Origin of the sequence: Meiothermus sp., assembly GCF_037443965.1 — a bacterium.
In the GTDB taxonomy this organism is placed as follows: domain Bacteria; phylum Deinococcota; class Deinococci; order Deinococcales; family Thermaceae; genus Meiothermus.
Window position 1 is genome coordinate 250,839 of record NZ_JBBINI010000001.1, and the last position, 14,325, is coordinate 265,163.

The 14,325-nt window shown below is 60.3% G+C and carries 14 protein-coding genes; 8 read left to right on the plus strand and 6 right to left on the minus strand.

Translation table 11 applies throughout. From position 1 onward, the window contains the following. Positions 1 to 3: 3 nt before the first annotated feature. From nrfD to WKI89_RS01255, 5 genes are all read left to right on the plus strand, one after another. Positions 4 to 1,128 carry an NrfD/PsrC family molybdoenzyme membrane anchor subunit gene (gene nrfD, locus WKI89_RS01235; RefSeq protein WP_337867395.1) on the plus strand — a complete coding sequence of 375 codons (1,125 nt, stop codon included), beginning with the start codon at positions 4 to 6 and terminating at the stop codon, positions 1,126 to 1,128. Further along, positions 1,125 to 4,331 carry a molybdopterin-dependent oxidoreductase gene (locus WKI89_RS01240; RefSeq protein ID WP_337867396.1) on the plus strand — a complete coding sequence of 1,069 codons (3,207 nt, stop codon included), beginning with the start codon at positions 1,125 to 1,127 and terminating at the stop codon, positions 4,329 to 4,331. Before nrfD ends, WKI89_RS01240 begins: the two co-directional genes overlap by 4 nt. A 127-nt stretch (positions 4,332 to 4,458) precedes the next feature. Continuing rightward, complete coding sequence (locus WKI89_RS01245; protein ID WP_337867397.1) at positions 4,459 to 4,785, plus strand: metalloregulator ArsR/SmtB family transcription factor; 327 nt, start codon at positions 4,459 to 4,461, stop codon at positions 4,783 to 4,785. After that, on the plus strand, positions 4,782 to 5,819 hold the full coding sequence (locus WKI89_RS01250; RefSeq protein WP_337867398.1) for a permease: 1,038 nt from the start codon (positions 4,782 to 4,784) through the stop codon (positions 5,817 to 5,819). The genes WKI89_RS01245 and WKI89_RS01250 overlap by 4 nt, the downstream gene beginning before the upstream one ends. A gap of 9 nt (positions 5,820 to 5,828) precedes the next feature. Then, positions 5,829 to 6,110, plus strand: a complete 282-nt coding sequence (locus WKI89_RS01255) for a thioredoxin family protein (RefSeq protein ID WP_337867399.1) — start codon at positions 5,829 to 5,831, stop codon at positions 6,108 to 6,110. On the opposite strand, the gene WKI89_RS01260 is transcribed toward WKI89_RS01255, so the two are convergent. After that, positions 6,107 to 6,451 carry a metalloregulator ArsR/SmtB family transcription factor gene (locus WKI89_RS01260; protein ID WP_337867400.1) on the minus strand — a complete coding sequence of 115 codons (345 nt, stop codon included), beginning with the start codon at positions 6,449 to 6,451 and terminating at the stop codon, positions 6,107 to 6,109. The two genes, WKI89_RS01255 and WKI89_RS01260, sit on opposite strands and share 4 nt — an antisense overlap. A gap of 301 nt (positions 6,452 to 6,752) precedes the next feature. On the opposite strand from WKI89_RS01260, the gene WKI89_RS01265 reads away from it, so the two are divergent. After that, positions 6,753 to 7,232, plus strand: coding sequence for an arsenate reductase (azurin) small subunit (locus tag WKI89_RS01265; protein WP_337867401.1), 480 nt, complete (start codon positions 6,753 to 6,755; stop codon positions 7,230 to 7,232). A gap of 10 nt (positions 7,233 to 7,242) precedes the next feature. Further along, positions 7,243 to 9,822 (plus strand): arsenate reductase (azurin) large subunit, encoded by a 2,580-nt coding sequence (locus tag WKI89_RS01270; protein WP_337867402.1) that lies wholly within the window; start codon positions 7,243 to 7,245, stop codon positions 9,820 to 9,822. A 200-nt stretch (positions 9,823 to 10,022) separates the two neighbouring features. Here WKI89_RS01270 and WKI89_RS01275 read toward each other — a convergent pair whose 3' ends face one another. Then, a complete protein-coding gene (locus WKI89_RS01275; protein ID WP_337867403.1) occupies positions 10,023 to 10,229 on the minus strand; it encodes a GDCCVxC domain-containing (seleno)protein in 207 nt (68 codons plus the stop codon). Positions 10,230 to 10,281: 52 nt separating this feature from the next. Between WKI89_RS01275 and WKI89_RS01280 the strand changes: the two genes are divergently transcribed. Further along, positions 10,282 to 11,328 (plus strand): tetratricopeptide repeat protein, encoded by a 1,047-nt coding sequence (locus WKI89_RS01280; RefSeq protein WP_337867404.1) that lies wholly within the window; start codon positions 10,282 to 10,284, stop codon positions 11,326 to 11,328. A 3-nt stretch (positions 11,329 to 11,331) separates the two neighbouring features. On the opposite strand, the gene WKI89_RS01285 is transcribed toward WKI89_RS01280, so the two are convergent. The 4 genes from WKI89_RS01285 to guaB form a co-directional block, all read right to left on the minus strand. Further along, positions 11,332 to 11,880: a sigma-70 family RNA polymerase sigma factor gene (locus WKI89_RS01285; protein WP_337867405.1), complete on the minus strand. Its 549-nt coding sequence runs from the start codon at positions 11,878 to 11,880 to the stop codon at positions 11,332 to 11,334. A 1-nt stretch (position 11,881) separates the two neighbouring features. Then, positions 11,882 to 12,289, minus strand: a complete 408-nt coding sequence (locus WKI89_RS01290) for a helix-turn-helix transcriptional regulator (RefSeq protein ID WP_337867406.1) — start codon at positions 12,287 to 12,289, stop codon at positions 11,882 to 11,884. 3 nt (positions 12,290 to 12,292) lie between these two features. After that, entirely contained in the window at positions 12,293 to 12,640 is a 348-nt protein-coding gene (locus WKI89_RS01295) for a hypothetical protein (RefSeq protein ID WP_337867407.1), read from the minus strand. A gap of 81 nt (positions 12,641 to 12,721) precedes the next feature. Next, entirely contained in the window at positions 12,722 to 14,248 is a 1,527-nt protein-coding gene (gene guaB / locus WKI89_RS01300) for an IMP dehydrogenase (protein WP_337867408.1), read from the minus strand. Positions 14,249 to 14,325 lie beyond the last annotated feature (77 nt).

Genomic DNA, 14,325 nt, shown 5'->3' on the forward strand with positions numbered 1-14,325 from the left:
AGCATGAACCGCACAACTGGTTGGATTTTGTTTGCGATCCTGGCCGTGGTGGGGCTGGTCGGGGTTTTTCTGCGCTTCACCAGCAGCCGTGACCTGGCCGCGTATGGCAGCTACATCCCCTGGGGTCTGTGGGTGGCTACCTACATCTTCTTCGCGGGCCTTTCGGCCGGGGCCTATGTGGTCGCGGTGCTGGGGCACGTGTTTGGCGTGGAAAAGCTCAAACCGCTGGCCCCGCTGGCCCTGGCCATCGCCCTAGCCTGCCTAGGGGCGGCCCTGGTGACGGTCTGGTTCGATCTGGGGCACATGGAACGGGTCTTCAATGTATTTTTGCGGCCTCGTTTCACCTCCATGATGGCCTGGATGGTCTGGCTCTACACGGCCTATGCCATAACGGTCTTGCTGGCCCTGTACGGCTTGTGGCGTGGCAACCTCAACCTCACCCGAATGGCCCTGACCATAGGCACCCCGCTGGTTGTCTTCTATCCGGGGGCCGCCGGGGCCCTGTTCGGTACGGTGGTGGCCCAGAGCCTTTGGCATAGCCCAGTCTTTCCGATCCTGTTCTTGTTTGGGGGGGTGCTCTCGGGGGTGGCCCTGGTCACCTTCGCCAGCGCCTTCTTCACCCGCCGCAACGACCCCGGCTACCCAGAGCGCATCCACCTTTTGGGGCGCATCACCCTGGGGTTGGCTGTGCTGTACTTGCTCCTGGAGTGGGCCGAATACTCCATCCCGATGTGGTATCAGGTAGGGCATGAGTTCGAGGCCCTGATGGGGGTGCTCTTCGGGCCCTTCTGGTTTGTGTTCTGGATCTTCCACCTGCTGCTGGGAATGGCCGTACCCATCTTCCTGCTGGCCCGCTACCCACGCAACCCTGTGGCAGTAGGATGGGCGGGCTTTTTGGCGGCCTCCATGTTCTTGGCGGTGCGCTTGAACCTGGTCATTCCCAGCCAGGTACAACCCCAGCTCGAGGGCCTGGTCAACGCCTACCGCGACCGCCGCCTGAGCTATGCCTATCTGCCCACCCTGTTCGAGTGGTCGGTGGTGGCTTTTTCGGTGGCGCTGGCCATTGCCATGGCCTATGCCGTGATCTGGTTCTTGAATCGTGAGAAGAAGCTCGAGGTGACCCAATGAAAGGTATTCAACGACGCGACCTGCTCAAGCTAGGGGCCTTGGGGGGTGGGGCGGCCCTGTTGGGTAGACAAGCCGCCGAGGCGCTTCAGGCCAGCGCCGCTACCGTCCCCGGCAGCTACCCCATCCAGGAGCCCGAAAACACCTTGTACTCGGTTTGCTTGCAGTGCAACACCGGCTGCCCCATCAAGGTCAAAATCTACGAAGGGGTGGCAGCCAAAATTGACGGCAACCCCATTACCCCCTGGACCATGTACCCGCACCTGCCTTACAAAACCGACCTCAAAGACATGGCCCGCGTGGACGGGGCCCTATGTCCCAAGGGGCAGTCGGGCATTCAGACCGTCTACGACCCCTACCGCATCCGCAAGGTGCTCAAGCGGGCCGGGCCGCGCGGCAGTGGTAAATGGGTGGAGATCCCCTTCGAACAGGCCATCCAGGAGATTGTGGAGGGCGGCCAGACCTTTGCCTTCATCGGGGATCAGCGTCGCTACCCCGGCCTTAAGGAGTACTGGGCCCTGCGAGACCCCAAGGTGATGAAGGCCATGAGCAAGGCAGTGGATGCCATCTGGGCCGAGAAGGACAAGGATAAGAAAAAAGCCCTGGTCGAGCAGTTCAAGGTAGAGTTCAAGGATCACCTCGACACCCTTATTGACCCCGACCACCCCGACCTGGGCCCCAAGAACAACCAGGTGGTTTTCAACTGGGGGCGGCTCAAGGGTGGGCGTTCCGACTTCTTCAAGTGGTTCTTCGAGCAAAGCTTTGGTACGGTCAACCTGCACGGTCATACCACCGTCTGCCAGGGCTCGCTCTACTTCACCGGCAAGGCCATGAGCGAGCAGCTCGACTTCGACGAGAAAAAGGGCAAGTTCGACTGGACCGGCGGCAAGAAGTTCTACTGGCAGGGCGACCTGAGCGGGGCCGAGTTTGCCATTTTTGTGGGCTCCAACGTGTACGAAGGGGGCTATGGCCCACCCCTGCGGGTCAACCGCATTACTCAGGCCGTTACCGAGGGCAAGCTCAAGTTTGTGGTGATAGACCCCCGTGCCCAAAAAGCCGTAGCCCACGCGGCCAAATGGATTGCCCCCAAACCCGGCACTGATGCAGCCATCGCCCTGGGCATGATCCGCTGGATTCTGGATAATGGCCGCTACGACGCTAAATACCTCTCGGCAGCCAACAAAGCCGCCGCCAAGGCCATAGGCGAACCCACCTGGAGCAACGCCACCTGGCTGGTCAAGCTGGACGATAAGGGCTTCCCGGCCAAGCTGCTGCGGGCCAGCGACCTGGGCCTGCCGCCTTTTAGCAAAACCGTCAAGGACGTAACCATCGAGTTCGACCCGCCCATCGCGCTGGTCAAAGGGGTGCCCACCCGCATTGACGTGCAGAGCGAGGACACCCCGGTGGTGGGGGATTTGTTCGTAAATACCACCCTGGGTGGTATCCGGGTTAAGAGTGCTTTGCAACTCATCCGCGAGGAAGCCAGCAAGAACACCCTCGAGGGCTGGGCAGAAATTGCCGGTATCCAACCCGAGGACATCGCCTGGCTGGCCTTCGAGTTCACCAACCACGGCAAGCGGGCCGCCATTGATATCCACCGGGGGGTTAGCCAGCACACCAACGGCTTCTACAACGTGCTGGCCTGGTACACCCTGGGGGCTTTGATCGGCAGCTACGACTGGCAGGGCGGTTTGGTGCAAAACAGCACCTACGATGCCCTGGGCGAGAAAGCCGAAGGCCCCTTCTTCCTCAAGGAGCTACACCCCAAAAAGCTCTCTCCCTTCGGTATCTCCATCATCCGCCACGGTATTAAGTACGAGAACACCACCCTCTTCGAGGGTTACCCAGCCAAGCGCCCCTGGTACTACAACGCCTCCGACGTGTATCAGGAAGTGCTGCCCTCGGCAGCCCAGGGCTACCCGTACCCCATCAAGATTCTCTTCCACTACATGGGCTCCCCGGCTTATGCCCTGCCGGCGGGCCAGACCCAGATCGAGGCCATGCTCGACCCCGACAAGATTGGACTGATAGTGGCCTCGGATATCGTGGTGGGGGATACCTATGCCTACGCCGATTATATCTTCCCCGACCTGTCGTACCTTGAGCGCTGGGAGTTCCATGGTTCCCACCCCAACGTGATCTGGAAAACCCAGCCCCTGCGCCAGCCGACCATTGCCCCCATACCCGAAACCGTGCAGGTTTTTGGCGAGGAGATGCCGATCTCGATGGAGGCTATGCTGCTGGGGCTGGCCGAAAAGCTGAGCCTGCCGGGCTTTGGGGAACAGGGCTTCGCCAACGGCATGCCCTTCAAACGGCCCGAGGACTTCTACCTGAAGATGGTGGCCAACCTGGCCTACGGCGAGGCTAAGGATGGCAGCAAAGCGGTGCCCGAGGCCAACGACGAGGAGCTCGGGCTCTTTGTCCGTGCCCGACGACATCTGCCCAAGGGCGTCTTCGACCTCGAGAAATGGAAGGCCGCCATCGGCGAAGAACACTGGCGGCGGGCGGTGTACGTCATGAACCGGGGTGGGCGCTTCGAGGACTTCAAGAAGGCCTTTGCCGAAGATGGCACGGTAGCCCATAAATACGGTAAGCAGATCAACCTGTACTTAGAAAAACAGGCCGGGGCGAAAGACGCCATGACCGGGAAGCCCTACTACCCCATCGCGGCCTACTTCCCGGCCTACCTGGATGCCACCGGCCAGCCCATCGCCGACAGCGAGGAAGGCTTCGAACTCACCCTGATCACCCACCGCATCATCACCATGACCAAGAGCCGCACCATCTCGAACTACTGGCTGCTCAATGTGCAACCGGAGAACTTCATTGCCGTACCCAAAGAAGACGCAGAGCGCCTGGGGCTGCGCGACGGCCAGATGGTCAAGGTGATCTCCAAAAGCAACCCCGAAGGGGTCTGGGAGCTGGGGAACGGTAAGCAAAAACCCATGATCGGCAAGGTCAAGGTTGTGCCCGGCCTGCGTCCGGGAAACGTGGCCTTCTCGCTGGGCTATGGTCACTGGGTCTATGGTGCCACTGACCTCGAGGTCAACGGCCAGGTGATCAAGGGCGACCCCCGCCGGGCTACCGGCATCCACGCCAACGCCGCCATGCGGGTTGACCCGGTACTCAAGGACGTAACCCTCTCCGACCTGACCGGCGGTAGCGCGGTCTTCTACGACAGCAAGGTGCGTCTGCTCCCTGTGTAGCGCTGTGATGTTTACCCACACAGAAGTTCGCCGCCATACGGCGGCGAACTTCGATTGTGGGCCGCGCCGGACATATGTCCTTGAACGGTGCGGGCTGGATGAGTATATTTCAACCATGGTTGAATCAATGGTTGTTGAACCAATCGGCCTTGCGCCCCAAAATGGGTTACAGAGGGGCTTTCAGGCCCTCTCCGACCCCACCCGGTTGCGCATACTGGGGTTACTGGAAAGTGGCACGCGCTGCGTCTGCGAACTCCAGAGCGGCCTTCCCGAGGTGGCTCCCAACCTGCTCTCGCATCACCTGCGGGTTCTGCGGGAGGCTGGGCTGGTGCACGCGGTGCGGCGGGGGCGCTGGATTGACTACTCACTGAACGCCGAAGCCCTCGAGCGGCTCCGAAACGCCATCCCCCGCCCGAGGGCCTTTTCTACTGCCTGTACCTGCGAGGACACATGAATACCCTGCGTCTGAGCAAACCCTCCCCCTGGATTGGCCTGGGGCTGGCCGCGCTGGCCTGGGTGGTGCTGTACCGCTCGATCCTGCCCTTCTGGGACTGGGTGGTGTACGGGCTGCTGGGCCTGCGCGCAGACACCCGGCTGGGCGAGGCTGCGCACTTCTTCCTCTACGACACCAGCAAGATTGTGCTGCTGCTCTGCGCGATTATCTTCGTGGTGGCGGTGCTGCGGAGCTTTTTCAGCCTCGAGCGCACCCGAACCCTGCTGGGTGGCCGGCGGGCCGGGGTGGGCAACCTGCTGGCCGCCATCCTGGGGGTTGTCACGCCCTTTTGTTCGTGCAGTGCGGTTCCGGCTTTCATTGGCTTTGTCTCGGCGGGCGTGCCCCTGGGCATTACCCTCACCTTTCTGATTGCCAGCCCCATGGTCAACGAGGTGGCCCTGGTGCTGCTCTATACCCTGTTTGGCTGGAAAATTGCCGCACTGTATCTGGTTTCCGGCCTGGTTCTGGCCATAGGCGCTGGGCTGGTGCTGGGTCGCATGGGCCTCGAGCGCTACGTGGAGCCCTTTGTCTATCAGACAAAAGTGGGCAAAACCAGCTTCGACCCCGCCCTGGGCATGCGCTGGGAAGATCGCTTTGCCGTGGGCCTGGCCGAGGTTAAGAGCATCCTGGGCAAGATCTGGCCCTACCTGCTTTTGGGCATTGGGCTGGGGGCGGTGATTCACGGCTGGGTTCCGGCGGACTTATTCGCCCGCTATGCCGGGCCCGAGAACCCCCTGGCGGTGTGGTTGGCGGTGCTGCTGGGTATCCCGCTTTATTCCAACGCGGCGGGCATTCTGCCGCTGGTGGAAGTTTTGCACCAGAAGGGCATCCCGATGGGCACCCTGCTGGCCTTCATGATGGCGGTGGTGGCCCTTTCCCTGCCCGAGATGATTCTGCTGCGGCAGGTGCTCAAGCTGCGCCTGATTGCTATCTGGGTAGCGGTGGTGGGCCTGGGCATCGTGCTAACTGGCTACTTGTTCAACGCGGTTTTGTAGGAGGAAGTTATGAATATCGAATCGGACATGCCTACCCCTTTGAGCTCGGCCCACATCAAGGTCTTGGGGCCCGGCTGCAAAAACTGCCAGTTGCTCGAGACCCACGTCAAGCTGGCCCTGGAACGCATGGGCAAGAACCTCGAGGTGGAAAAAGTAACCGAGATTCCCCAAATCCTGGCCTACGGGGTGATGAAAACCCCCGCACTGGTGATTGGGGACGAGGTGGTGGTCTCGGGCTTTGTGCCCTCTCCAAGGCAGATTCAGGAGATGCTCGAGGCGCGGCTGGCCTAGCCGACCTCGAGCTTTAGAGCCTTGTGGGTTTGCTTGAGATAGCCCAGGTCGTGTAGCAACCCATCGATACCCGCAGGGTGCAGCCGGTAGTACGACCAGCGTCCCGCCCGCACCACCTCAATTAATCCCGCTTCGCGCAGGATTTTCAGGTGGTGGCTCACCGTAGGGGCAGATAACCCCAGCCGCTCGGTCAGATGGCAAAAACAAGCCCCCAAGGCTGTGCCACAGCGGGGATCGCGCATCGTGTGCTCATCGGGCAGCTCGGCCAGAATCCGTAACAAACGCACCCGGGCCGGGTCGGCCAGGGCTTTGAAGCGCTGTACGGCTAGGCGCTCGTTCATCAAGTAGTCAGGATACTCGAAATACGGTACCTTTGCTAGAGAAATTTCACTTTTATTCGGTTCACCTAAATCGACTTCAGGGTAGGGTTGCCGGTAGCTTTGCTTATAATAATTACTTTCACAAAAAGGAATAATCGCTTATATATTGATTTTTGTATGACATTAAACCCGTAGTATTCGAAATTTCGTGTTGCATGGTCTTGCAATACGATATTGACATTTGCCTATTCAATTCGAAGATAATAGAAACCGTCCAGTAAGTATCGAAAAATGGACATAGCAACCACAAGTGGAGGTACTTATGGTGGTAAACCGTAGGCGTGTGGTACAGGTGTTGGGTGGGGTCACCATGGCCTCGCTCACCGGCGCAGGAAAGGCGCAGTTCTGGTTCGCCCCCAGCCTGACCTATCCGGCCATTAAAGTTGGCAACGTCAATACCCTCAAAAACAACGAGCCGGTCTACTTCAACTACCCCGATGCCCGCTCGCAGGGCATCCTGGTCAAGCTGGGCAGGCCGGCCATTGGGGGTGTGGGTCGTGGTCGCGACATTGTGGCATTCTCGGCAGCCTGTACCCATATGGGCTGTGGGGTGCAGTACAAAGACGGGCGCTTCCTCTGTCCCTGCCACTACTCGATGTTTGACCCCGCCAAGGCGGCAGCCGTCTACCAGGGCCTGGCCAGCACCGGACTGCCCCAGATTCAGCTAGGGGTGGCACAAAACGGGGATATTTTTGCTCGAGCCGTCAACGGCCTGATCTGGGGCCGCGCAAAAAACATCTGATGGAGGAACTATGAGTAACATCGGACGTCGCGACGCACTGCCCATCCCCCCGACCACTGCAGAGGTGAAAAACACGGTCTGCCAGTACTGCACGGTGGGGTGCGGCTACAAGGTGTACACCTGGCCGGTAGGTTCCCAGGGGGGTTTGGCCGCCAACCAGAACGCTTTCGGCGTGGATCTGCGCAACCCGCAGAACCCTCTGGGCGGGTTGGTCTACACCGAGACCATGCACTCGATTGTGACCCGCAAGGATGGCCGTCAGTACCACATGGTGATTGTGCCGGCCAGCGACTCGCCCATCAACCTCAAGCGCGACCACTCCTCGCGCGGGGCAACCAACGCCGTGGCGACTTGGAGTGATGCCCGAGGCACACGCGAGCGGCTCAAATACCCCTTGCTGCGCATGGGCGACCAGTTCCAGGTGATTACCTGGGACGAAGCCCTCACCATCCTGGCTGGGGTGGCCAAGGGTATCCGCGACCGGGACGGCAACGACGACAATATTGCAGTGAAGGCTTTTGACCACGGCGGCTCGGGGGCGGGCTTCGAGAACAACTGGGGCGTGGGCAACCTGTTCTTCACCGGATTTAGTGTCAAGCACATCGCCATCCACAACCGCCCGGCCTATAATTCCGAGGTCTGGGGCAGCCGCGAGCGGGGGGTGCACGAGCTCAACTACGACGCCATTGATGCCCGCCTGGCCGATACCATCGTGCTGTGGGGGGCCAACCCCTACGAGACCGCCAGCGTCTTCTACACCGAACACATGCTGCCCAACTTCCAGGGAGCCACCCTGGCCGAAAAGCAGAAGGAGCTGAGCCGCGGCGAGCCGGTTGAGGCGGGATATCTGATTGTTATTGACCCACGCCGCACCAGCAGCCTGACCGTGGCCGAGACGGCTGCCAAAGGCCGCACGCTGCACCTGGCTCCTAACCTGGGCACCGACTACATCCTGGCCAACGCCATTGCACGGGTGATGTGGGAGCGCAAGTACTACGACCAGCGTTTCCTCGAGACCCGGACCGACATGGCCAAGTTTGAGGAGTACAAAGCCAAGAGCCTGAAGGTGGGAGTGCCCTACGCCCAGTTTATGGCCGAGGTGGAAAAAATCACCGGGGTCAAGCGCGCCGACATTGAAAAAGCCGCAGACTGGATTGCCAAGCCCAAAGCCGGAGGCTTTGCCCGCCGCACCCTCACCATCTACGAAAAAGGCATGATCTGGAATATGAAAAACTACGACCAGATCGCTGCTGTGGTTCAGATGAATGTTCTATCACAGAATATCGGGCGAGCGGGTACAGGGGTCGGGCGCCTGGGCGGCCACCAGGAAGGGTATGTGCGCCCCCCTTCGCCTACCCCCGGCTCGATTTACAACGGGGGGCCTCCGGTCAACGTAGACAAGTACCTCACCGATGGCAACGGCAAGCTCTACTGGGTGATCGGCACCAACCCCTACCTCTCCACCCCCAACAACCAGCTTTTCCGCAAGCGTATCCGCGATCGCACCAAAACCTTGTCGGACTACCTGGGCCAATCTGGCGAACCCGGCACCACGCAGGAGCTGGTTAACAAGATTATCGAAGGTCTGTACGCCACCGACGGGCTGTTTATGGTGGTGCAAGACCTCTACCTGATCCACACCGCCCAGGATGCCCACCTGGTGTTGCCGGCCAGCGCCTGGGGTGAGGCCAACCAGACCTCCATCAACTGCAACAGCCGCCTGCTGCGCCTGTACGAGAAGTTCATGGATCCGCCCGGCGAGGCCAAGCAAGACTGGGAGATCTCCAAGCTGGTGGGCCTCAAGATGGCCGAGCTATACCGCGCCGAGGGCAAGGCCGCCGAAGCAGCCAAGTTCGAGTTCGGTAAGAACTGGAACAAGGACGAAGACGTGTTCCTGGACGGTGGCAACTCCTATCCCAACAACGCCATCCCCGCCAGCGAGGAGGCCACCCTGCCCGCCGAGTGCTACAGAGGTGTTAACTACGCTTTCTTGCGCCAGGTGGGCCAGCAAGGCATCCGCACGCCGGTGCGCATCGAAAACGGCAGGCCGGTGGGTACCCTGCGCCGCTACAGCGTGAAGTTCGGCACCAAGGACGGCAAGTTTAGCTGGTACGGCACCGACGACTGGGAAGGCTACCCCGAGGAAGTTGCCAAGTACCTCGAGGGCGACAAAGCCAAACAATACCCCTTCTGGATGACCACCGGACGGGCCCAGGCCATCTGGCAGACCATGTACAACGACCGCTTCCTGCCCGAAAAAATGAGCGTGCTGCCGATGCCTTACATCGAGATCAGCCGCCAAGATGCCCAGGCTTTAGGCATAAAGGGTGGCGACCTGGTGCAGGTCTGGAACGAGGAAGGCAACGGTACTTTTGTGGTTTATGTAACCGATGCGGTCAGGCCCGGCATGATCTTTGCCCTGCAGTACCACCACCTGGGTACCTCCAACAGCATGATTTCCGGCTACACCGATCCCAAGACCACCATCCCCTGGTACAAAGGTACGCGCGTGGCCATCCGCAAGGTGCGGGGGGCTTTGCCCGATCTGCAGCAGTCCACCAGCTTCCTGCAGCAGAACAAGTTCGATTAAACCCAGTACAACCAACGTCCCGCCCGCCAAGGGTGGGACTTTTTGTGTGTGCTGGAGGTCTTTATACCGTTTCCGCTTGAATCCTTCACCACCATGCGCAGTCAGAGGTGAAGGATTCAAGCCGACCGAAGGGAGTAGAAAAGCATTTCGGTAGCATTGTTTAGACCTGTCAAAGTGAACGATACTATCGAAATGCGTATTTATTGCATACCCAGCTTTTCCCTCTGCTTGGGTGGACAGGGCACGTCCCCGTAGCTGCAAAACACGCAGCAGTCCCCCGGCTTGGGCCGCATCCAGTGGCCACACTGTTCGCACTGATAAAAGTGTTGGCAGGCCTCTTCCGGCATGGTGAGCAGCGTAGCGTGGCCGCAGGAGGGGCAGCGGAGGGTGGACTGGAGGATAACCATGTATGTACTGTAGCCCGTGGGTGCAGTGGGCTGGGTCTGCCATAATACATGGGTGCTTCTACCTCGAGCAGCCCTCACCCTGGCCTTTTTCATGAGCCTGGCCCTGGCCCAGCCGGGTTCGGTTTTTTTATCGGGCGCAAAGCACGAGTACCAGCGCTACAACAACTGCGGCCCGGTTACGCTGGGCATGGCCCTGAGCTACTGGGGGGGTTCGCTTACGCAGTACCAGATTGCCCCGGTGCTCAAGCCCAACAAGAACGACAAAAACGTAAGCCCCGAGGAGATGGTCGCCTTCGCCCGCAAGCAGGGGTTTAGCGTGCATGCGGGGGTAGCCGGCGATCTAGGCCTGCTCAGACGCCTCCTGGCCGGGGGCTTTCCGGTGATTATCGAGACCTGGTTTGTGACCCCCGACCATGGCGGAATGGGGCACTACCGCCTGCTGGTGGGCTACAACGACCGCCTGGGCCACTTTAACGCCTTCGATAGCTACTACGGCCCCAAGGTAACCCTGCGCTATGGCGAGATGGACGCTTTGTGGCAGGTGTTCAACCGCACCTATCTGGTGGTGTATCCCCCCAGCCGCCAGGCGCAACTTGCCACCCTGCTGGGGAGCCGTATGAACGGGCAGACCGAACTGCGGATGGCCCTCGAGCTGGCCCGGCGCGAAACCCAGGCCAACCCCAACAACGCCTTCGCCTGGTTCAACCTGGGCAGCGCCCTGCTACGGCTTGGCAATGCCGAGGAAGCGGCCAGGGCCTACGACCGCTCGCGCCAGATTGCGCCGAGCCGCACCCTCGACCCCCGCCGCCCGGCCAACGCGGTGAGCCACTGGCCCTGGCGGATGCTGTGGTACCAGTTTGGCCCCTACGAGGCCTACTTCAAAACCGGGCGCTACCAGGAGGTGATTACCCTGGCCAACGACGTGTTGGGCCGTATTAACGACCACGAGGAGAGCTACTACTGGCGCGGCCTGGCCCGCAAAGCCCAGGGCAACCTGGAAGGGGCCAGGGCCGACTTTCAGGCTGCGCTGCGCTACAAACCCGGCTACCTCGAGGCTGTAACGGCTTTGCAAAATCTGCGGGTTCAGGGAACTAGGTAAACCCTAAACCTTCAGTAGGGGAAGTGTAAGGCGTGGGAGTCCCATCTGAACTATCAGAAAGTCCGTGTACATTCTCAGATAAGGCCACAGGTTGAGCGGGAGATTGCGGCTCGCAAACAGTCTGAAAAGCGCCTGTTCCGGTAGTGCGGATGACCTGTAGTTTGCAGCTACTTTTAGCATGATATGTCCAAAGGTTCCTTTATCATCCAGTAGCTCAAGATCTAGGGTGAGGCCAGCTTTAAATCCCCCATCAAACGGAACCGGGTCGAAGGGCTCGAGGCCATATCGAATGCTTTTTTTACCCTCGGGAGAGCGTTCGAGCCTAGCTGAAAGCTCTTGTAGCTCAATCCCTAAAAGCTCTAGCTCAGAGATGAAACGTGCATAAAGCTCGGGATCGGGCACTTCTTCCCCATGCTTAACTTTGCCCTGAAGCAGCCCCGAACGTCGGAGGACATTGTAGGCATGCTGATAGCGGATGCCGAGCTGCTGGGCAATTTGGCCGACGGAAAGGCCCTCGGTGTACAGTTTGCGGATTTGTGCTGCTTTCGTCATGCTATGCTGCACACTCCCCATGAGCTACGAGCCTTAGGCTAGGTGATGGCAGGAACTCCCACTCGCTATCCCGTGCAGGGGCTTCCTGCAAGGCAAACTCCGCCACACTCTCTCCTTTTCGCAAATCTACAAAGTTGAGCACAACCGCACAACCCAGCGCGGCGCAGTAGCGGGTCAGGGTTTCCAGGGAGAGCGAAAGCCCCTCGGCGCTTTCAACCTGTGCGATCCGACTGCGGGTCAGTCCCAATCGCTTAGCCAACACCTGCTGGGTCAGCCCGGCCCGAGTCCGAAGGGACTTCAAAATCTCGCCGATTTCTTCGTCGAGCACGTCGCGATAAGCCTTGCGAAGCTCGGGGGTATCGAGGTCATCCCTGAAGAAATCGTCTACTGAAATAAGTTCGCGTTTCATAGATTAGTCCTTTACATTGAGCGCTCGATAGGCTCGTAGCGCATACTCTATTAGTTGACGATCCACCTGGTCGTGCTGTTTTACCTCACCTGCTGCTGCAACGAACACAGTTTCTTCCTGGCGCCAGTAGTAGATACGTATGCCTGAGCGGTGGCGTAGCTCCCAGATTGGGCCCTCGATGTGCTTGCAGTTGTTATGGTTAGGCCCTAAAACAGCCAGTTGATCCTTGAGCATCCAGCGGGCTTTAGCATAGAGGGTGGGATTGGACTTCTTTAGCACCTTGAGCCACGACTCTATCTGTGAGCGTCCATTTTCTTCTTTGTAGAGCAAAACCTGATAACGTGCCGCCACAGGCTATCTCGATGTTAGCTTTTTCTAACCTAACCGTCAACACCAACCGATCCCATATGCCGGAAAGGGTAATATGTGGCTTTACCTCGAGTAATTAGGTGCTTCCTTGGTAATCGTCACCCCGTGCGGGTGGCTTTCGATCAGGCCGGCGTTGGAGATGCGGGTAAAACGGGTCTGGGTGCGGAAGGTCTCGAGGTCGGGCGCGCCGCAGTAGCCCATCGAGGCCCGCAGGCCCCCCACCACCTGGTAAAGCACGTCGCCCACCGGCCCCTTGTAGGGCACCATGCCCTCGATGCCCTCGGGCACGAGTTTTTTAGCTTCGACCTGGCTCGAGCCCGCCCCCCGCGGCGTACCTGAGTCCTGGAAATAGCGGTCGGCAGAGCCCTGTCGCATGGCCCCCATGCTGCCCATGCCCCGGTAGAGCTTGTAGCGCCGCCCATCCTTGAGTACTTCTTCGCCCGGCGACTCGTAGGTTCCGGCCAGCATCGAACCCAGCATCACCGTGTGCGCCCCGGCAGCCAGGGCCTTGGCTACATCGCCGGAGTATTTGATACCGCCATCGGCAACCACCGGCACGTCCAGGCCCTCGAGGCCGGCCACCGCTTCCATGATGGCGGTAATCTGCGGCACCCCTACCCCGGTCACCACCCGTGTGGTGCAGATGGAGCCCGGCCCAATCCCCACCTTGACCGCGTCGGCCCCGGCCTCGGCCAGGGCCCGCGCGCCTTCGGCGGTGGCTACGTTGCCGGCGATGATCTGCACCCCCTCGCCAAAGGTCTGCTTGAGGTTCTTGAGGGCCTCCAGAATGCCCCGGCTGTGGCCATGGGCGCTGTCCAGCACCAGCACATCCACCCCGGCTTCCACCAGGGCTCGGGCCCTGGCTTCCAGATCCTTCGAGACCCCCACCGCCGCCCCCACCAGCAGGCGGCCCTGGGCATCCTTGGCCGCGAAGGGGAACTTCTGGCGCTTGGTCAGGTCTTTGAGGGTCAGGAGACCCCTGAGCCGCCCTTCGTGGTCTACCAGGGGTAGTTTTTCGATCTTGTGCTGGCGCAAGAGCTGCTCGGCTTCCTCCAGGATGGTGCCGGGCGGCGCGGTAATAAGGCGTCCCACTGGGGTCATGACCTCGGAGACCAGCCGCCCCATGTCGCGCTCAAAACGTAGGTCGCGGTTGGTGACCAGGCCCAGCAGCTTGCCGTAGAAATCCACCACCGGCAGCCCCCCAATCTTGAACTCGCGCATCAGGCGTTCGGCATCTTCCAGGGTGGCGTTGGGGGCCAGGGTGACGGGGTCTTGAATCATGCCGGCCTCGCTGCGCTTGACCTTACGCACCATGGCGGCCTGCTCGTCGGGGCTCAGGTTTTTGTGAATGACCCCCAGGCCGCCCTCGCGGGCCATGGCGATGGCCATCTCGGCCTCGGTGACGGTGTCCATGGCGGCAGAAAGGATGGGGATGTTGAGCCAGAGTTTGCGGGTCAGGCGGGTGCGGGTGTCCACATCGCGGGGCAAGACTTCCGAGTAGGCCGGGATGAGCAGCACGTCGTCGAAGGTCAGGCCTTCTTGCTGGATTTTTTCTGTTCTGGGGCGGGGTTTGCTGGGGGTCTCGAGCATATTCCTAGCAGTATAGCAGCCCTGGATAAAACCAAAAATATATCCCCATGAGCAGAGCCGATCCCTGCTCGGCGCGC